Annotated in this window: 13 protein-coding genes; 4 read left to right on the forward strand and 9 right to left on the reverse strand. The window is 71.0% G+C overall.

Features of this window, described 5'->3' with window-relative positions; genetic code table 11:
- Positions 1 to 8: 8 nt before the first annotated feature.
- Positions 9 to 1,205: a monooxygenase gene (locus tag C6W10_RS01450; RefSeq protein WP_234361561.1), complete on the reverse strand. Its 1,197-nt coding sequence runs from the start codon at positions 1,203 to 1,205 to the stop codon at positions 9 to 11.
- 194 nt (positions 1,206 to 1,399) lie between these two features.
- On the opposite strand from C6W10_RS01450, the gene C6W10_RS01455 reads away from it, so the two are divergent.
- A complete protein-coding gene (locus tag C6W10_RS01455; protein WP_107255993.1) occupies positions 1,400 to 2,308 on the forward strand; it encodes a YcnI family protein in 909 nt (302 codons plus the stop codon).
- Positions 2,309 to 2,354: 46 nt separating this feature from the next.
- On the opposite strand, the gene C6W10_RS01460 is transcribed toward C6W10_RS01455, so the two are convergent.
- Positions 2,355 to 2,861, reverse strand: a complete 507-nt coding sequence (locus C6W10_RS01460; protein ID WP_159079181.1) for a hypothetical protein — start codon at positions 2,859 to 2,861, stop codon at positions 2,355 to 2,357.
- A gap of 278 nt (positions 2,862 to 3,139) precedes the next feature.
- Here C6W10_RS01460 and C6W10_RS39420 point away from each other — a divergent pair, with 278 nt between their 5' ends.
- A complete protein-coding gene (locus C6W10_RS39420; RefSeq protein ID WP_159104412.1) occupies positions 3,140 to 4,717 on the forward strand; it encodes a restriction endonuclease in 1,578 nt (525 codons plus the stop codon).
- Positions 4,718 to 4,736: 19 nt separating this feature from the next.
- Here C6W10_RS39420 and C6W10_RS01470 read toward each other — a convergent pair whose 3' ends face one another.
- The 6 genes from C6W10_RS01470 to C6W10_RS01495 form a co-directional block, all read right to left on the reverse strand.
- Entirely contained in the window at positions 4,737 to 5,159 is a 423-nt protein-coding gene (locus tag C6W10_RS01470) for a helix-turn-helix domain-containing protein (RefSeq protein ID WP_107255996.1), read from the reverse strand.
- Between the two features lie 142 nt (positions 5,160 to 5,301).
- A complete protein-coding gene (locus C6W10_RS01475) occupies positions 5,302 to 7,098 on the reverse strand; it encodes a DUF6055 domain-containing protein (RefSeq protein WP_107255997.1) in 1,797 nt (598 codons plus the stop codon).
- Positions 7,099 to 7,240: 142 nt separating this feature from the next.
- Positions 7,241 to 10,594: a discoidin domain-containing protein gene (locus C6W10_RS01480; RefSeq protein ID WP_107255998.1), complete on the reverse strand. Its 3,354-nt coding sequence runs from the start codon at positions 10,592 to 10,594 to the stop codon at positions 7,241 to 7,243.
- A gap of 86 nt (positions 10,595 to 10,680) precedes the next feature.
- Positions 10,681 to 12,132 (reverse strand): glycoside hydrolase family 43 protein, encoded by a 1,452-nt coding sequence (locus C6W10_RS01485; RefSeq protein ID WP_234361562.1) that lies wholly within the window; start codon positions 12,130 to 12,132, stop codon positions 10,681 to 10,683.
- Between the two features lie 53 nt (positions 12,133 to 12,185).
- Positions 12,186 to 14,666, reverse strand: coding sequence for a beta-L-arabinofuranosidase domain-containing protein (locus C6W10_RS01490; RefSeq protein WP_107255999.1), 2,481 nt, complete (start codon positions 14,664 to 14,666; stop codon positions 12,186 to 12,188).
- A gap of 73 nt (positions 14,667 to 14,739) precedes the next feature.
- Entirely contained in the window at positions 14,740 to 15,669 is a 930-nt protein-coding gene (locus tag C6W10_RS01495) for a hypothetical protein (RefSeq protein WP_107256000.1), read from the reverse strand.
- 325 nt (positions 15,670 to 15,994) lie between these two features.
- Here C6W10_RS01495 and C6W10_RS01500 point away from each other — a divergent pair, with 325 nt between their 5' ends.
- Complete coding sequence (locus C6W10_RS01500) at positions 15,995 to 17,119, forward strand: acetate/propionate family kinase (protein WP_107256001.1); 1,125 nt, start codon at positions 15,995 to 15,997, stop codon at positions 17,117 to 17,119.
- A gap of 84 nt (positions 17,120 to 17,203) precedes the next feature.
- Here the strand turns inward: C6W10_RS01500 and C6W10_RS37825 are convergent, their stop codons facing one another.
- Positions 17,204 to 17,371 carry a hypothetical protein gene (locus tag C6W10_RS37825; protein ID WP_165436734.1) on the reverse strand — a complete coding sequence of 56 codons (168 nt, stop codon included), beginning with the start codon at positions 17,369 to 17,371 and terminating at the stop codon, positions 17,204 to 17,206.
- 300 nt (positions 17,372 to 17,671) lie between these two features.
- On the opposite strand from C6W10_RS37825, the gene C6W10_RS01510 reads away from it, so the two are divergent.
- A complete protein-coding gene (locus C6W10_RS01510; RefSeq protein WP_159104413.1) occupies positions 17,672 to 18,874 on the forward strand; it encodes a low temperature requirement protein A in 1,203 nt (400 codons plus the stop codon).
- The last annotated feature ends 175 nt before the right edge of the window (positions 18,875 to 19,049 follow it).

The following is a 19,049-nucleotide window of genomic DNA, read 5'->3' on the forward strand; positions in this document are numbered from 1 at the left end:
TGGGCGGGTCAGTCGGGTCGGGACATGATGACGATGCCGAGACACATCTCGTCGCTGGTGCCCTCGGCCCAGACGACGTAGCGGGGCGGCAGGTTGCGCAGTTGGGGCAGCCGCTGCCGGAGCGTCACGTCGTGCCGGCAGGTGACCCGGAGGACGTCGCCGGGCTGCACCGCGACCGGTTGCGGCAGCGGTCGGACGGCCTGCTGGTCGAAGTCGTAGTTCGGGATGTCGAGCAGGGTCCGCGCCCCCGGGCTGCCGGGGTTCAGCTCCACCTTGATCGCCCTGCCGAGCAGGTGCATGTGACCGGCGACCGCGTGTGCCAGGCCGGCCCGGTCGACCTGGTGGTCACAGTGCTGCGTGCTGCCGGCGGCCGGGGCTCGGCCCCGGTTGCAGTACTCGTTGAGCCGCTCCGCCTGCTCGCCCGCCTCCGCCCCGAACCGCTGCCGTACGTCCCGCAGCGCGGCCTCGCGCTGGCACAGCTCGCCGCGTTCGTCGGCGGCGCAGGGCAGCTCGACCGGAGCGGTCAGCAGCTCGGTGACCAGCGGCTCTACCTCCTCCGGGCCGCCGACGAGGCGTAGTCGGACGCCGGAGCGGTCGGTGTCGTCGCCAGCGGCCCGTACGTCGATCAGGTTGTAGTGCACCTGCATCACGAGCTGGCTGCCCGGCGGCATCGGATAGCCGAGGCCCGGTGCGAGCAGTGTCTCGTTGGCGCCCGGCGCCCAGTGCGCCACCCAGGCCGCCGCGCCGATCCCGGCGTCGCCGAAGCAGGTCCAGCCGTCGCCCGGGGTTTCCGCGTCGAGGGTGCGGGCCGACGCCACCTGCGCCGGGTCGAGCCGGAAGAGGATGGCGTGGTGCACCATGGCGCCGTTCTGCGGCAGGAACTGGCTGCCGGTCAGGAACGCGGCCTCGGTGAGGCCCGGGTCGACCAGGAAGCACCGGTATTCGTCGGTGCCGCCGTTCGGCGCGGCCGGCCGGTACGGCTGCGCCAGGTTCAGCGTGACGAACCGCTCGCCGGAGCGCAGCGGTGCGGCCGGTGGAATGTCGACTGTGCCGTGTGACCCGCCGTGCGTGCCGGTGGCGCTGGGCTGGGCCGCTGGCGGCGGGCCGGCGTCCGGATCGGCCCCGCAGGAGGTACCGAGGAGGATCGCGGCCAGCGAGGCGGCCGCGACGACAAGAGGGCGTACGCGTCGATGCATGTTCTTCATAACGTCGCAGCTCCACCCAGGATCCGGGCCGACCGCCAACTATCAGATGAAAGTCGGGCCTTCCGGAGGATAGCCCTTAACCGGTGGCGAAGGCATCCCGAGCGGCCGGCGTAACATACCCGCCCGTTGGTTGAACCTTTTTCGCTCGGGAGCCGAACTACACGGAGTATCGGCCGGACGAAGGGACTTCTGCTGTGCGCCACAGGGCAAGGTGCTGGGTCGTCGCCCTGGTCGCCGCCGCCGTCGCGGGTACCACCCTCGGCGCCGGTGCCGCGACCGCCGACGTGACCGTGACGCCGGGGCAGGCCGTACAGGGCGGGGCGGCGAAGCTGACCTTCCGGGTCACCGAGGACCGGGCACCGGCGTACACCACCAAGATCGAGTTGTCGATGCCGGAGTCGGCTCCGGTCGCGGAGACGTACCCGATGTCGGACCCGCAGTGGGCGCCCCGGATGACGATGCGCAAGGTCGACCAGACGCTCGGCGGGATCCACCACGGCCAGGTCACCGAGGTGGTCGCCAGCATCGTCTGGACCCGGGCCGGCGCCCCGGCGGCGGGCGGTGGCCCGGCCGAGTTGGTGGTGTCGCTCGGCCCGATGCCGCAGACCGACCAGATGACCTTCGCGGTGACGCAGACGTACTCGGACGGCCACGTGACGAACTGGAACCAGCCGCCCTCGGCCGAGGTGCCGCAGCCGGACTTCCCGGCGCCGGTGCTGACCCTGGCGCCGCCGGCCGCCGCGACCGGCCCGACCGACGCGGCGGCGCCCGGGGCGGCGGCGCCGCCGGACGGCAGCGCGGCGGCGGAGGAGGCGGACCCGGATTCCGGCTCGCTCACCACCGGTTTGATCGTCGGACTGGTCCTCGGGCTGACCGTCGCCGCCTGGCTGTACCTGCGCCGGCCCCGCCCCGGGAACGCCGCCGCCGACCGGACGGACGCCGCCCCGGCGGGGCCGGACGGCGCCTCCGGGGCGACGGAACCGGGGTCGCCCGACACGTCCGCCGACCCGGCGGCTTCGGAAACATCCTCGGGTACGGCTTCGGAGACGTCCTCGGGCGAGCGGACGGCGAGCGGCGGACGGGCCTGGCGGCTTCGCGAGTGAGCCGGCCGTCCCGCCCTGCCCGGGCGGGCAGGGCGGGACGGGTGGATCAGGCGGTGCCGGTCTCCTCGGCCTGCTCCTCGGGCTGGGCGGTCTCGCCGCGCCGGAGCACGGCTTCGGGGGCACAGAGCACGGTCACCCGGTAGGAGACGCCGAGGTTGGAGAAGATCTGACCGCGCAGGCCGAGGCAGAGCCCCACCCCCGGGAGCCCCTCGGGGTGCTCGAAGAACTCGACCACCGGCTCGGCGATGGCCCCGACCAGCCCCTGGGTCCGCAACGCGGTACCGGCCACCTGGAGCAGACCCGCCGTGACCTGCACCTCGACGTCGTCGAGCCCGTCCACGTCGTACCAGTGGGTGTCGGGGAGGAAGAGCTGCGAGTCCACGCTCCGCTGCCGGTAGTCGGGACCCAACTGGCCGCTCTCGGCATCCGGCCGGTCCCCGATCCAGGCCATCCCGGCGTAGTCGCTGCGCAGCCGCCGCGCGTCGGTGGAGAACTCCGTCACGACGGTGTCGAGGCGCGGCTGGGCGGCGAGGTGCACATCTGCGTCGGTCACCCGGGGCACCCTAGCACCGCCCGACCCGGCCGGTGGCTCGGCCACCCCCGCCGTCACCAGGGGCGTTCTGGGGCCGGTCCGGCGGTTCGTCCCGCAGGCTACCCTGAGGTCCCCGCTGGACGCGCCCGTCGCCTTGGGACGAAAATGTGCATCGAAGCGATGGCGGTCGACGGCACGCCGGGAGAGGGGCGTCAGCTCGGGGCACGGAACGCCACCGGTCACCAGGGGTGAACGGTGCTGGACGCTGATCGGGGACGTACATGGGCATCATGGGGCAGATGCAGCGGGCGCACGCACAACAGGTGCACGCGCGGCAACGGGCATCGACCACCCCGTACCAGCAGCACCAGCAGATGCTCTGGGAGGCCGAGCACGCCCGCCGGGCCGCCGAGCGGGCGGCGGAGGCCGACGAGCGGGAGCGCCGACGGCTCTACGTGGAGGCCAGGACGGCCCGGGTCAAGGCCGCCAACGCCAACCTCCAGTCCCAGCTGGACGAGCTGGACAACCTGCTCCAGACCACCCTGGCCATCGACGACCACATCGACCTCGAACGGCTGAAGAAGCAGGCCAGCTATCCGGAGTTCAAGCCGGGTGAGCTGGACGTGCCGCTGCGGGCGCCGGACTGGCGGCGGTTCGCGCCGCCCCCGCCGAACGCGCTCGGCAAGATGTTCGGCGGCGAGGCCCGCTACCAGCAGTTGCTGACCGAGGCGGAGCAGGCGTTCGAGAAGGCCAAGGCCAAGCACACGGCCGGCGAGACGGCCCGGCAGCAGCGACTCGCCCAGGCCCGGCGCAAGTACGACCAGCACTGCCAGCAGCTCGACGCCCAGGTCGCCAGCCACAACGCCGAGATCGAGAAGTTCGGCGCCGCGCTGGCCGCCGCCGAGCCGAACGCCGTGGTGAAGTACTTCGGGCTGGTGCTCGGCAACTCGGTCTATCCGGAGGACTTCCCGCAGCGCTACCGGCTCGCCTACGTACCGGACTCCCGGCTGATCGTGGTGGAATACCTGCTGCCGACCGTGGCGGTGGTGCCGAAGGTCCGGGAATACCGCTACGTCAAGGCCGGCGACGAGGTGCAGACCGTGGCCCGCTCGGCGGACGAGATCCGGCGGCGCTACGCCGACGTGATCACCCAGGTGGCGCTGCGTACCGTGCACGAGCTTTTCGAGGCCGACCGTACCCGGCTGGTGGAGACGATCGTCTTCAACGGCATCGTCGAGACCACCCACCCCGGCACCGGGCAGGCGGTCCGGCCCTGCCTGGTGACGCTGCGGACCAGCCGGGACGCCTTCACCGCGATCAACCTGGCGAAGGTCGATCCGGCCGCCTGCCTGCGACACCTGCGGGCCACCCTGTCGCCCCGGCCCGAGGATCTGGTGCCGGTGCATCCGGTGTTGGAGTTCGACGTGGTCGACAAGCGCTTCGTCGACGAGGTGGACGTGCTGGCCGACCTCGACCAGCGACCCAACCTGCACAAGCTGAGCCGGACCGAGTTCGAGGACCTGATCCGGACCCTCTTCGGCAAGCTGGGGCTGGAGACCCGGACGACCCGGACCGCGCCGGACGGCGGGATCGACTGCGTGGCGTTCGACCCCCGGCCGATCTTCGGCGGCAAGGTGGTGATCCAGGCCCGCCGCGACCGGGGCACCATGGACGTCTCGGCGGTACGCGACCTCTTCGGCACCGTGCTGGGCGAGGGGGCGACCAAGGGCATCCTGGTGACGACGAGCGGCTACGGTCCGGAGTCGTTCGAGTTCGCCTCCGGCAAGCCGCTGGAGCTGATCGACGGCTCCAACCTGCTGCACCTGCTGGCCGAGCACGCCGAGGTGCGCGCCCGGATCGACCCGAACGAGCGCTGACCCGCCCCGCCGGCCGAGGTCAGGCGATTCCGTGCCGGCGGTCGTACGCCTCCCGGGCGGCGGCGATCGCCTGCCGGTGCCGTTCGGCCCAGCCGGTCAGTACGAGCAGGGAGTCGTAGAGTTCCCGGGCCATCTCGGTCGCGACGTACTCGACCCGGGGCGGGACGGTGGGATAGGTGGTCCGGACCAGCAGCCCGTCGCGTTCGAGGTTGCGCAGGGTGAGGGTGAGCATCCGTCGGCTGATCCCCTCGACCGAGCGTTCCAGTTCGGTGAAGCGGATCGGTCCCCGGCTCGCCTCGATGATGATGCCGATGCTCCACTTTCCGCCCACCCGGTCCAGAACCTCGCGAACGGTACAGGCCCGGACGTGGTCGCCGGCACAGTCCGTCCGGCCGTCGCCGAGCTTCGACTCCGGGTCCGCGCCCGTGTTCGGCTCGGTCATGGTGCGCCTCCTTGGTCCGGCGGCAATGGTCACATGGGGTGGATCGGCCGACAACTCGTACCCCTGCTTACCCGCCCTGTGCCGGCCGTGCGGTTCGACGGCCGGCACCGGGGGTCGGGACCGGGATCGGGGCGTCCGGCGGTCAGCCGGTGATCGCCAGGTCGGCGTCGCTGAAGACCGGGTGTGCCGGGTTGACGTCCGCCTCGCCGCCCCGACCGTCGCAGCCGCGCTCCGGGGCGAACATCAGGTAGGTGCCGGCGCCGCACGGTACCGACGGTTCGGCGTCGCCGCCGACCAGCACGTTGCCGCTCAGGTTGGCCCCGCCCTGGACCAGGGCGTTCTGCCGGACGACCGCGTTGCCGCCGACCGTGGCGCCGTCGTTGACCCAGGCCAGGTCCTCGATCCGGGCGTTGCCGGTGACGGTGGCGCGGCCGTAGACGGCGGCGCGGGGGCCGACGTAGGCGCTGGCCGCGACGGTGGCCCGGCTGTCGACCCAGCCGCCGCCGTTGCTGTGCCAGCGTCCGCCGCCCGGCGCCGCCGGCCGGACGTAGCCGGGTTCGAAGCCGGACGGCGTCGCGCCGGTCAGCCGGAACTGGTACGGGTACCGGTAGTTCCTGGGGTACCCGTCCAGGAAGGCGTACCTGTGCACCACGCCCGGGGTGCCGGTGACCACGAGGTACACCTCGCGCTCCCCCGGTTGGGTCTGGAAGCTGAGCTGGCCGTCGCTGCTGGTGAGCAGCGGGCCGTAGCGCGGGGTGCCGTTGCGGACGGCGACGAAGCCGAAGGTCCAGCCGGACTGGGCGGCCGAGTTGACGTGCCCGCGCAGCCGGAGCCGGATCAGGGCGCCGTCCGAGGCCGGCACCAGCTTGATCTTGTTGTACCCGTAGTCGGACGGTGCCAGCGCGTCGGAGATCCGGAAGTGCCCGGCGGTGGCGTTGACCGCCTCCACCGCGACCCCGTTGTACGCGGTGACGAAGGGGTAGAGCCGGTTGACGAAGGGCATGAAGTCGGCCCGGTTCGAGTAGTCCCAGGTGACGTTCCGTTGGGCGTACTCCCCCATCCGGCGGTTCAGTTCGGCCTGGCTGATTCCGGTGATCCGCCGGTACACCTCCAGCGGGTGTTCGGTGTTGCGGGCCTCGTTCCAGATCCGGTTGAACATCGCCAGCCCGTCCCGGTCCTTGATGTACTGCAACAGCATCCAGGCGCCGTAGTGGTGCCGGCTGCTGCTGTAGGCCAGGTTCTCGGTCCGGATGAACCGGGTCAGGTCACCGGCGCTGCCGGTCGGGTAGACCTGCATCGCCATGAACTCGGCGCTGGCCTCCCAGAAGGTGCCGGCGCTGGCGTGGGTCAGCCCGAAGCCTGCCCGGCCGAGGAAGGTGTAGCACTGGAAGACGTGCGCCAGCTCGTGCGCCAGGCCCCAGGAGCCGGGCGCGGCGGCGGCCGGGGCGATGTTGATCACCCCTACCCGGTTGTCCACCGAGCCGCCGGTGGCCCAGGCGTCCAACGGCACCGTCGACCAGGTACGGGTGACGATGACGATGATCTTGTGTTGGGCCAGCAGTCCGGTCTCCGGGGTGAACCGCATGGTGTGCACGTAGAACGCGTAGAGGTTCTCCAACTGGCTCAGGATGTTGTCCGGGTCGAACCGGTAGGCGCTCGGCGCGTTGCGCGGATCGGTGCCGGAGCGGTCGCCCCAGAGCAGGATGAAGTTCGTCGACTCCCGGGTGCGGCTGGAGGTCCACGGCACCTCGCCGTTCGCCCAGCGGGCCGGGATGTAGACGCTCTTGGCGGCGGCGACCGGAGCCGCCGCGACCGCCGGGGTGGCGGCGTCAGCCGGTACCGGGGCGGCGGCCGCCGGTGCGGCGGCGGCCGAGGCGGCCAGCGCCAGCGAGGCCGCGACGCCGATCGCGCCGCGACGCCACCGTGTCGGAGTGGTCATCGAAAGTTCTCCCCAGGAATCGTCGGGACGGTGTGTGCGGTGCTGGTGGGGTGCGGTGCCGGGGGTCTACCCCGGACCGCCCGGACGCCCTGGTGGGGCGTCCGGGCGGCCCTGTGCGGGGTTGGTTCGGGGGCGGCCGGGATCAGGAGCTGTACGCCTTCACCTCCAACAGCCCCACCGAGCCCTGGCCGCTGGTCAGCGCCACCCGCAGCCGGGTGGTGCCGAGACCGGGGAAGCTCACCCGGTTGTACTGGTTGACCGCGACCGGATAGCCGCTGGCACCGGGCACGTCGGCGTAGGCGCTGCCGGTCCAGTACTGGAGTTTCCAGGAGGCCGGGACGCGCACCCCGCCGTTGTCGTCGAAGAAGTAGACCTCGGCGGCGTTCAGGGTGCGGCTGGTCGGCCAGGTCAGCTCGGCCCACTGCTCCCCGGTGTTCGGCCAGGTGCCCCAGCGCGGGTTGACGGTGTCGTTGGAAGCCGGCGGATCGATCCCGTCGTTGAGCGCCGCCACGCTCTCCCAGGCCGAGGTGTACGACGCGGACGGCGTCGCCGCCCCCGCCACGTTGCCGCCCGGCTCCGGGTCGGGATCGGGATCGGGGTCCGGGTCGGGATCGGGGTTGCCGCCGCCCCGGTTGTAGACCTTGATCTCGGTCAGCCCGGTCTTCGCCGATCCCGACGCGTGGGTGAACTGCACCCGCAGCCGAGCGGTGCTGACCGGGGTGAAGCTGACCCGGTTGTAGTTGGACTGCGGTGTGCCGGGCGTCTTGACCTGGGACGCGGCGTTCACCCAGGCGCTGCCGTTGTAGTACTGCACGTTGTACGAGGCCGGCGGCCGGTACCGGTTCGTCGCCCGGTCGTTGCGGAACCAGAGCCGTACCTCGTCGACGGCCCGGGCCTGGCCGAAGTTCAGCTCGTAGCTGTCGGTGGCGTTCGGCGAGCCGTACGCGCCCCAGATCGGTTCGTTGATCGGGAAGCCGTCGATCGCCGCCCCGGTGGAGGTGCCGGAGGCGGTGTACGAGGCGGTCGCCGTCGCCCCCTGCGCCAGGTTCGGCGTGGTCGAGGTGAGGTCGGCGCCGGCCTTGGCGAAGATGTCCACCATCCGGGCGCTGTTCTGCACCACCTGCTGCGGCAGTTGCAGCCCGGACACGGCGGTGCTGAAGCTGGTCGTGCCGCCGGCCGGCAGGGTGACCGCGCCGGTCGCCGGGTTGTAGAGCACCCGGGTGAGCCGGTCCACCGTGAACGCCCGGGTGCCGTTCAGATAGACCGAGTAGCCCTGCGGTACCCCGGAATACCGGGTGACGCCGTCGGCCGGGTCGTCCCAGACCACGCTGAGGTCCATGTTGCGGTACCGCAGGTTGTTCACCGCGAAGTGCGACCAGTTGATGTTGATCGGCGAGAGTTCGATGGTGTTGTCGGTGCGCGGCCGCAGCCCGGCGACGTCCTCGACCACCGTCCAGTTGCTGCTGCCCAGGATGTTGTGGTGGATCCAGGACCGGTAGGCGATGGTCCGGGACGACGGGTTCCAGTCCGCCCAGAACTCGTTGGCGTCCGGCCACTGGGTGTTGCCGCCGATGTACTGCGCCCAGGCGTTCCAGTAGAGCAACTGCTTGTAGTTCTCCGCCGTCATCCACTGGTTGGGATAGTTGCGCAGCACGGACGAGTAGAGCCGGAACTGCACCGTCGAGTTGATGGTGGAGAAGTTGTTGCTGCCCGGCTGGCCGACGGCGGCCGCCGCGGCCTTGTCGCGCTGGTTGGCGGTGAAGAACGGGAAGATCGGATACTCCGCCGGGTCGTCGAAGAGGCGCAGCGCCTGCCGGTACTGGTCGGTGTTCGGCATCAGCCCGACCGAGTACGGGTAGTAGTTGTTGATCTCCTTCCACGGCACGTGCGTGTTCGTCGAGACGTGCCTGTGCTCCAGCAGTTGCCGGGACGGGTTCCACAGCACGTTGACGATGCCGTTGCGGATCCGGTCGGCGATCGTCTGCATCTCGTTCGCCTTCGCCGTGTTCCCCAGCAGCGTGTACGCCTGCACCGCCGCCATCGCGTTGCTCCAGACGTACGCGCCCTCGGTCCGGTCCAGGTTGCCGGCCCGCCAGTGGAACGACACCGCGTCGGCGTCGTTCCCGGTCATCGCGCCCCAGTCGTACTCGATGATCCCGTTGTTGTTGGTGTCGTAGCTGGCGAGCTGCCCCTTGACGTCCTGCTCGGCGTAACGGGCCAGGTTCGCCACGATCGCCGGCTGGCCGCCGTGGATCTGGTAGCTGCGCCAGGCCGCCTCGGCGACGTACTGGGTGTAGGAGTTCGACCAGTTCTCCGGGTCACCGGGGTTGTCCATGAAGCGGCCGTTCCGGGAGACCTGCCCGACCGAGGTCCACGGCCCGTACGAGTAGATCGGGTTCCGCAGGTACTTCAGGTCGTCGATGTGCATCGGCTGGGTCAGCACGATCGCGTTGTTGTAGCCGAGCGCCCCCTCGACCGAGGTCGGGAACTGGAAGTCCTGGCCGGGGATGTCCACGTCCAGGTAGTTGAAGCGCATCAGCCACCAGCGGTAGTAGATGTTCTTCTTGATCGCCGCGTCCGGCACGTCGATGTACGGGATGTTCTCCGCCCACCACCGGTTGTACGCCCGCACGTGCGTGGCGAACGCCGTCGCCGGGGTGTAGCCCCGATAGGCGTTGTACTCGGTCAGCGACTCCGGGATCTCGTTGGCGACGAACCCGAGCTGCACCTTCGTGCTGACCGACTGCCCGGCGGCGAGCGTCACCGACCGGTTCAGCCCGCCCGAGCTGACCGTGAACCCGTCCCCGGAGAGCCGGGGATAGAGCGTGGTCAGGTTGTTCTTCACCGCCCGGGTCCCGGTCAGCTCGCTGCCGCTGCCCGAGGTGGCGTACGGCGAGGTGGCCCGCAGTTGCAGGGTCACCGAGCCGGAACCGTTGTTCACCACGTTCAGGTTGGTCACCGCGACGTTCTGCGCGGTGATGAACTTCGACACCTCGACCCGGACCGAGCCGCTGGTGTAGACGCCGCGCCAGTGGCTCGGCGACTGCCACCGGCTGGAGACCTGCTCGGTGAAGGTGCCCGGGGTGACCGCCACGGTGTACGCGGCCTGGCTGCTGATGTTGTCCCAGTAGGCGGCGTTGCCGGCGAAGCCGATCTGGGCCGGGTTGTGGGTGTACATGAACATGCCCCGGCCCCGGGTCATCAGCCAGGTGCCGGCCGGGTCGTTGCCGGGGCGGGCGAGCAGCCGGTCCAGCCAGAAGTCGGTGCCGCCGCTCTCGGCGTTGTAGATCGCCTGCATCGTGTTGCCGGTGTTGTAGCCGACCGGCGGGGCCGGGATCGCCGGCCCGGAGAACGTGGGAAAACCGATCGTCTGCGCGGCCGTGGCCGGGGCGCCCGGGGCCACCAGGGCACCGGTGGCCAGCAGTACCGCCAGCCCGGCGGCCCAGGATCTCCGCTTCCTACCCGGTCCGAACTTGCTACCCGGTGCGAAACGCATCGGGTCACCTCCAAAGGGGATTCAGTGGTGGGGGTGGACCGGTCCGTCGCGGGGCGGAGGGGGTCTGCCCCGCGACGGACCGGGGTTCAGGGCTGGTAGGCGAGCCACTCCAGCAGGCCGGTGGAGAAGCCCGACCGGGAGGTGATGTTCAGCCGCAGCCGCGTCGTGTTCACCGAGTTGAAGGTGGTGACGTTGTAGGTGTTGCCGGCCACCCCGCAGCTCGACTGGCCCGGCACGTTCGCGTACGCGCTGCCGGTCCAGTACTGCACCTGACAGGAGGCGGGCAGGTCGATGCCCTGGTCGTCGTCGAACCAGTACGTCGCGATCCGGTTCACGTCCCGGGCCGACGGCCAGGTGTACTCGACCCACTGGGTGCCCTGCTCGGGCCAGTTGCCGTACGCCAGGTTGCTCTTGTCGGCCGAGTTCGCCGGTACGCCGCCGTTGTTCAGCGCCGCCAGGCTCTCCCAGGACGAGACGTACGAGGTGGACGCCGTCGCCGAGGTCGCCAGGTTGGTGCCGGTTGGCGGTCCGCCCGGACCGGGTCCCGGACCGGGGCCAGGGCCGGTGCTGGTCTGCACCACCCGCTGCATCGTGCCGTCGGCGTTGAAGTAGAGCCGGTCCACCGCCACCGAGCGGCGGAAGTTACCCCCGCCGGGGGCGTTCGCGGTGTGGTAGACCATGTACCACTGGCCGTTGAACTCCACCACCCCGGCGTGGTTGGTGGTCGAGGAAACCTGGCCGAGCACGATGCCCCGGTGCGTCCACGGCCCCATCGGGTTGGTCGCGGTGGCATACCGCTGACAGGCGTAGCTGGACGAGGTGACGCAGCCGTTCGTGTCGTTGGCGGCGTACATCATGTAGTAGAGGCCGTTGCGCTTGAACATCCACGGGGCCTCCCAGAAGTTGGTCAGCCCGGTCGGGGTGACCACCGGCCCGTCCAGCTCGATCATGTTCGACTTCAGCCGGGCCGCCCGGGCGCCCCAGTAGCCGCCCCAGTAGATGTACGCCTGCCCGTCGTCGTCGACGAAGACCGTCGGGTCGATGTTCAGCCCGGAGGAGTTCGGGGTGCTGTCGCTGATCAGTGGGCCGCCCTTGGCGTCGGTGAACGGGCCGAGCGGGCTGTCCGCGACCGCTACCCCGATGTCCATCCAGCCGGCGCCCCGGCCGTTGACCGAGGTGTACCAGTAGTACCTGCCGTTGCGCGGCTCGACCTCGCTGGCCCAAGCGTCGGCGCCGGCCCACGGGAAGGTGGCGATCGAGGCGCGGGCGCCGTGGTGGGTCCAGGTGTTGGCGTCGGTCGAGGAGAGGACGTGCCACTCCCGCATCCGGAAGTTGTTGTCACCGGTCGGCGCCTCGTCCCGGCCGGCGTAGATGTACATGGTGTTGCCGACCACCAGCGGGGCCGGGTCGGCGGTGTAGATGCTGGTGATGATCGGATTCGCCGCCGAGGCGGGTCCGGCCGGGATCACCAGCCCGGCTCCCGCCAGCAACCCGGCGACCCCTCCGGCGGCGACCCGGAACCATCGTCTGCTGCGCACGCTCTCTTCTCCTGTTCGGTGTCGGGTGATGGTGGTCGGGCGGAACGTCGGGGTCACAGCCCGGTCGAGTTCAGTTCGGCGATCTCGGCCGCGCTCAGCGCCCGGGCGTAGACCCGGAAGCCGTCCACCGCGCCGGTCAGGTAGGGGTCCCCGGAGTACTGCGACCGGCCGATCCAGTTGTTGGTGGTCGAGCCGAGCGCGGAGGGCCGGGTGGTCAGCGCGGTGTTCCGGGCCACCTCGACGCCGCCCACGTAGAGCACGCCGGTGTTGCCGGTCTGGGTGACCGCGACGTGCGTCCAGGTGTCGACCGGCAGGGCGGCGGGACCGTTGATCTGCTGTTCCGACCCGGCGCCGCCGCTGCTGATGGCGAACCGGACGGTGCCGGCACTGCTCTGCGGGGTGAGGAAGAGGTACGCCCCGGTCCCGGTGCCGAAGTCGAAGACCCGGGCCCAGGCCGCGGCGGCGGTCCGGCGTACCCAGGTGGCGACGGTGAACGCGGTCGCACCGGCCAGCAGTCCGGCCGGCAGGCTGACGTGCGCGCCGCTGCCGTTGAGGTTGACGGCGTTGCCGGTCCGGCCGGTGCTCCAGCCGGCGCCGCCGGTGAGCGTGCCGGTCTTGCCGTTGCCGGTGGCGTCGGCGGCGGAGGTGCCGGCGGTCTCGTCGAACCGGTAGTGCGCGACGAACGGGGCCGGCGGCGCGGCCGTCACCGTCCAGTAGACCGTGTAGCGCTGGCCGTGCATCTTGTAGAACGGCAGCAGGGTCACCGTCCCGGTGCTGGCGGTCGCGGTGTACTGCATCGGCGTCGAGGTCGGCGTGATGGTGGCCGGGTTCAGCGTCGGCAGCGCGGAGAGGTTGCTGTTGCCGTACGCCCCGGCGAGCACGATCGGCCCGTGCTTGACCGCCTGCACCGTGGAGTTGTCCGGGGTGGCCTCCCGGGTCAGCGCCATCGGCAGGCTGATCTCGACCACGTCGCCGGAGGCCCAGCTCCGGTTGATCCGGGCGAAGCTGCCGGCGGCCACTCCGGACTGCACCGCGCCGTTGACCCGCACCTGCGCCCCGGTGGCCCAGCCGGGGATCCGGATCCGTAGGTCGATCGCACCCGAGCCGGTGATGGTGAGCCGGCTCGACGGCGCCTCCGGGAAGGTGGTGTCCTGCTGCACGGTGATCCCCCGGCCCGGCCAGACCAGCCGGGAGGCGGCGAAGAGGTTGACGTAGAGGATGTCGCCGCTGTGGAAGTAGATGCTGTCGGCGAGCTTGGTGTGCGTCTCCATCCCGGTGCCGTGGCAGCAGGTGAAGTTGCTGTAGTCGTTGCTGTACGTCTTGGTCCCGCCGGCCCGCAGCGGCACGTAGTAGCAGTGGAAGCCGTGCGACGAGTTCGGGTTCTGCGCCCCGATCAGGTGGTTCCAGAGCGCCCGCTCGTAGTAGTCGAGGTAGTCCAGCCGAGCCGGGTTGGTGAAGAAGAGCTGCCGGGTCAGCTTCAGCATGTTGTACGTGTTGCAGCACTCACAGGTGCTGTCCGACAGCTCGCTGGCGATCCGGTTCGGCGCCTTGAAGTACTCCCCGTTGGAGTTGCCGCCGATCACGTAGCTGTGCCGGCCGACCACGATGTCCCAGAAGTTGACCGCGATGTCGCGGTACCGCGTGGTGCCGGTGGCGTGGTATTCGCGGATCGCGCCGAGGATCTTCGGGATCTGGGTGTTCGCGTGGTAGTTGTTCAGCGCGTCGGTGTTCGCGGCCAGCGGGTCGAAGATCTCCGCGTGGTCGAAGTAGCGGGCCGTGGTCAGGTGGTCCGGGTTCTCGGTGAGCTGGTAGAGGTTGGTCAGCACCTCGTTCATCCCGCCGAACTCGGTGTCCAGCATGTTCTGCCGCTGGGTCTGGGACAGCCGGTCGTTGCGGAACTTCACCCAGGCCGCCATCCGGGTCAGCACGTCGAGCGCCTGGGCGTTGCCGGCCAGCAGGTGCATGTCGAGCAGCCCGGCCATGATCTTGTGCAGCGTGTAGTACGGCGCCCAGACCTGCTGCCGGGCCTCGACCCGGTCGATGAAGCTCTCCGGGTACGCCGACAGGTAGCCGGTGTTGTAGCCGGCGGCGGTGGCCCGGTTCTGGCAGATCGCCAGCTGGGCCACCAGATAGTCGCCCTTGGTCCTGAACGCCGCCTGCCCGGTGTTCGCGTACGCCTGGGCCAGCGCGGTCAGCACGTGCCCGGTGGAGTGGCCGCGCAGTTCGGTGCTGGGCGACTCCCAGCCACCACAGGCGGTCGCCGAGGAGGAGAGTCCGTAGTTGAGCCGGAAGGTGTGCAGCAGCCGGTCGGGGTCGAGGAAGTTCAGGTACGCCTGGGTACGGCCGGCGTTGGCCTGGAACGGGCCGGCGAGCAGGGTGACCGCGGAGAGCGGGAACGGGTACGCGGAGACGCCGATGTCGGCGCGGGCCGCGGCGGCCGGTGCGGCCGGCAGCGTGCCGGCGACCGCGGTGCCAACCGCGACGGCGGCGCCGGTCTGCAACAGGGATCGGCGGGACAGGGCGGGTGAGGGCATGGTGTGGTGACCTCCGGGGGCGGGGGTCGCCCGGCCGACCGGCCGGGCGACCCGAGGGGTCGAGCGACCAGGTTCAGTAGCCGTAGCGGCTCTTCAGGTGCCGCCACCAGTCCCGGAACATCCAGCGGTCGAACTCCGTGATCGACCTCGCGCTGCCGGCCTTCATGATGAAGCTGCTGACTCCGCTGGGGGTCCAGTCGTAGAAGTCGTCCAGCCCGTAGGTATGGCCGATCTCGTGCAACAGGATGGTCATGTCCGCGGTGTTGAGGTTGTTCATGTAGTACTCGCGGCCCATCCGCTGGCCCCAGTCACCGCCGGCACCGCCGCCGAAGCCGTCGGTCAGCCAGAGCGAGTGGTCGTAGTGCCGGGCCGCGCCGCCGGGACAGTTCGGGTACTGGCCGTTCTGGTTGAAGAACCGGCCGCACGGCGCCGCGCACTGCGGGGCGTTCTCCCGGATGTCGTTGACGTAGATGTCCACCGAGTTGTCCGACCACTGCAACTGGGACCGGTTGCGGACCGCCCAACCGACCACCCGGACCGGGACGTCCGTGTACGGGAAGGCGTTGTGCCCCACCATCACGTCCATCCACTTCTTGTACTGCCGGGCCAGGGTCGCGTGGATCTGGTCGCGCTGGGCGGCGGTCACCGTGGCCGAGGAGTCCCAGCGGACGCAGTAGTTGATGTAACCCCGGTTGGCGAAGAGCTGGTCCCAGCCGTAGTTGCGGAACCCGTACAGGTTGCCGTTGTTGTAGGTCTGCTCCTGGTGCCGCCAGACCTGGTCCAGCGGGGTGACCAGGTTGGCCGGCGGATTCCAGGTGTCCAGCACGGTCGGGCCGGTCCCCTCGCGGCCCGCCGCCGCGTCGGCCGCCGCTGCGGTGTCGAACGCGCCGGCGCCCGCGTCCCGGGCCGGGTCGCCGGCCGGTGCGGCCTGTGCGACCCCGACGCCACTCACCAGCATGACCGCCGTGAGCAGTGGCACCAGGGCCTGCCACCATCGCCTCATCGTCAGTTCCTCCTTCGCTCAAGCGATTGATGATGATCAATTTCTTGGCGCCGGGTCCGCCGGAGGGATCGGCGGGGTGGTGGGTTTCGGCGTTCAGCACACGATGGCGTACGAAAAGGTTTTCGGCAAGGTGTTGCGCATATTACGAGGACGTAACGCCGCACCAGAAGGATCGCCGGGAACAGCGGTTGATCTTCGCGGTTGTTCCGAAAAGGTTCTCGAAACTGTTTCGGAAAGGGTGTACCGGCAGGTACGCCGGGCGTGGCGACCGGCGGGCTGGGTAACCGGTCGACATTGCCGACCGGACGGGGCGGAGGAGGCAGGGATGCCGACCGGAACGGGCGGGTCGCCACCGGACCCGCCGGTCGTACTGACCGCCAACGCGGGGTCCGCCAGCCTCCGGCTCGACTACGTCCGGGCGGGCGAGGTCGCCGACCGCCTGACCCGGGGCGAGCCGCCCGGGTCGGTCGAGTCGGACCGGGCGGTACGCGACTTCCTCGCCGCCCACCCGCCGCCCGACGCCGTCGGCCACCGGCTGGTGCACGGCGGTGACCTGGTCCGCACCCCGACCCGGGTGGACGACGCGCTCCGGGCCGAACTCGACGGCCTGGCCACGCTGGCCCCGCTGCACCTGCCGCCCGCACTGCACCTGCTGGACCGGATCGCGGAACAGCTCCCCGAGGTGCCGCAGGTGCTCTGCCCGGACACCGCCTTCCACGCCCACCTGCCGGCGGCCGCCGCCACCTACCCGCTGCCCGCGCCGTGGCGCCGGCGGTGGGGGCTGCGCCGGTACGGCTTCCACGGCCTGTCGTACGCCTACGCCCTGCGCCGCTGCGCCGAACTGCTCGGCCGGCCCGCCGACGGCCTCCAGCTCCTGCTGGCCCACCTCGGCGGCGGCGCCTCGGTCTGCGCGGTCCGGGACGGCCGCAGCGTCGACACCTCGATGGGATTCACCCCGCTGGACGGCATCCCGATGTCGAAACGTTCCGGGGCGGTCGACCCGGGCATGCTGCTCTGGCTGCTCGGGGACGACCGGCTCAGCCTGGCCGAGCTCTCCGAGGGACTCAACTCGCGATCCGGGCTGCTCGGCCTCTCCGGCGGCCGCTCCTCCGACACCCGCGACCTGGTCGCCGCCGCCCCGGACGACCCGGTCTCGGCACTTGCCCTCGAGGTCTACGCCCACCGGGTACGCCGTGAACTGGCCGCCGCCGCGACCAGCCTGGACCGGCTGGACGCCCTGGTCTTCACCGGCGAGATCGGCTGGGACCAGCCGGAGGTGCGACACGACATCTGCGCCGGGCTCGGCCTGCTCGGCGTCACGCCGCCGCAGGGCGGCAACCGGGAGGCCGACGCGGTGGTCTCGCCGCCGGGCGCCGCGGTGCCGGTACTGGTCGTCGAGCCCCGCGAGGACCTCCAGGTCGCCGTCGAGACCCTCGCCGCACTGCGCTGACCCCGCCCCGACCGGCCGCACCGGGCCTGGATGCCGAGCAGCGGCGTGCCGCCGCACCCCCGGCGGAGGCCGCCGGAGGGCCGGTCAGGCCATCAGTCGGGTCAGGAAGTCGCCGATCCCCTGGGCGATCGCCATCAGCACCGCCCCGATCGTCTCGACCAGCTCGGCGGCGCCGTCCGGACGGAACGCGATGAAGAAGATCAGGAAACCCACGAACAGCCAGGTGAGGACCTTCTTGGCAAGTACCGGCATGTCTCCTCCGCTGGGGCATCCCCCGTCTCGTACGACCCTCGGGAGTCTCGGTGTCACGAGAGCTGGCGCACTCCGGCGATCGAGTGCTTCGCATCCCCGTCCGGACCGGCCCGCAAACGACCCCGCCGGGCCGACCCGGCGCCGCCGGCCGGGTCGAGCGACCACGCGCCACCCATCCGGATCACGCCGCCAGCCGGATACAGCAGTATTACAGCATCAAACGGCATAATCTGGTGATTATCCCTCATCATCCGCTTGCTGCCCGCCACGGTGGGCGGGCCGACCCCGGGTGGAGGCAGGTTGACCAGCCCTGGCGGGCGACCGGACGTGCTGCGCGGGCCGGAGAACTCCCGGGTCACCACCATCGAACTCTTCTTCGACGTGGTCTACGTGCTGGCCGTGACCCAGTTGACCGAGCTGCTGCTGCACCGGTTGCACCCGACCGGCGCGGCCGGGGCCGCCGTACTGCTGCTCGCCGTCTGGTGGGCCTGGGTGGACACCGCCTGGATCACCAACTGGTTCGACCCGGACCAGCCCCGGGTACGGGTGCTGCTGATCGCGCTGATGGGGATCAGCCTGGTGGCGTCCTCCGCGCTGCCCGAGGCGTACGGGGACCGTGGGCTCTGGTTCGCCGTGGCGTACGTGGCGCTCTCGGTGGGGCGTTCGCTCTTCGTCGCCACCGCCCTGGCCGCCCGCTCCGACCTGCACCGCAACTTCCAGCGCCTGGCCGTCTGGCGGGCCGCCTCCGCACCGCTCTGGCTGGCCGGCGGGTTCGCCTCCGGCCCGCTCCGGCTCGGCCTGTGGGTGGCGGCGGTGACCCTGGACAGCTCCGCGGCCGCCTGCGGCTTCTACGTGCCCGGATGGGGCCGGTCGAATCCGACCGAGTGGGCGATCAACGGGGCCCACCTGGCCGAGCGGGCCCGACTCTTCGTGATCATCGCGCTCGGCGAGTCCATCCTGGTCACCGGCACCGTCTTCGGCGCCCTGGGGCACGGCTGGCCGACCCTCGCCGCGCTGGGCAGCGCCTTCCTGGGCAGCGTGGCGCTGTGGTGGATCTACTTCGACCGCAGCGCCGAGGCGGCCCGCCAGGTGATCGTCGAGGCCGAGGAGCCGGGCCGGCTCGGCCGGTCGGCGTACACCTATCTGCACATCCCGATGGTGGCCGGCGTCATCGTCACCGCGGTCGGGGACGACCTCGTGCTGCACCAGCCGAACGGCGCGGCAAGGCCGGCGGTGATCGGCGCCGTACTCGGTGGCCCGGCGCTCTTCCTGACCGGGTTCCTGCTGTTCAAGAACGCGATCCTCGGCGTACGCTCCCGGACCCATCTCGGCGCCGTCGTCGTGCTCGTCGCGCTCGGCCCGCTCGGGTTGGTGCTCAGCCCGCTGGCGCTCTCCGCCCTCTCGACCGGGGTGGTGGCGACCGCGGCGGTCCGCAGCATGCTGCTGGTGAGCCGGCGCGGACGCGTCCCGCCGGCTCCGCCGGCCGAGGAACCGATGCGGTGAAAGTTCCGGAACAGCGCAGCTCGCAGTGATCCACGGTCGTCCGGACCCACCGTCGCGCAACCCGGCCGAGGGCGCCGACGCACCTGGTCAGCGACGGAGGTTCCAAGACAGCAGAGCTGACGACGCGCATCGAAAGTGTTGCGGAAACGTTGACCCCCGGGAGCGGCGATGCAAC

Origin of the sequence: Plantactinospora sp. BB1, assembly GCF_003030385.1 — a bacterium.
In the GTDB taxonomy this organism is placed as follows: Bacteria; Actinomycetota; Actinomycetes; order Mycobacteriales; family Micromonosporaceae; genus Plantactinospora.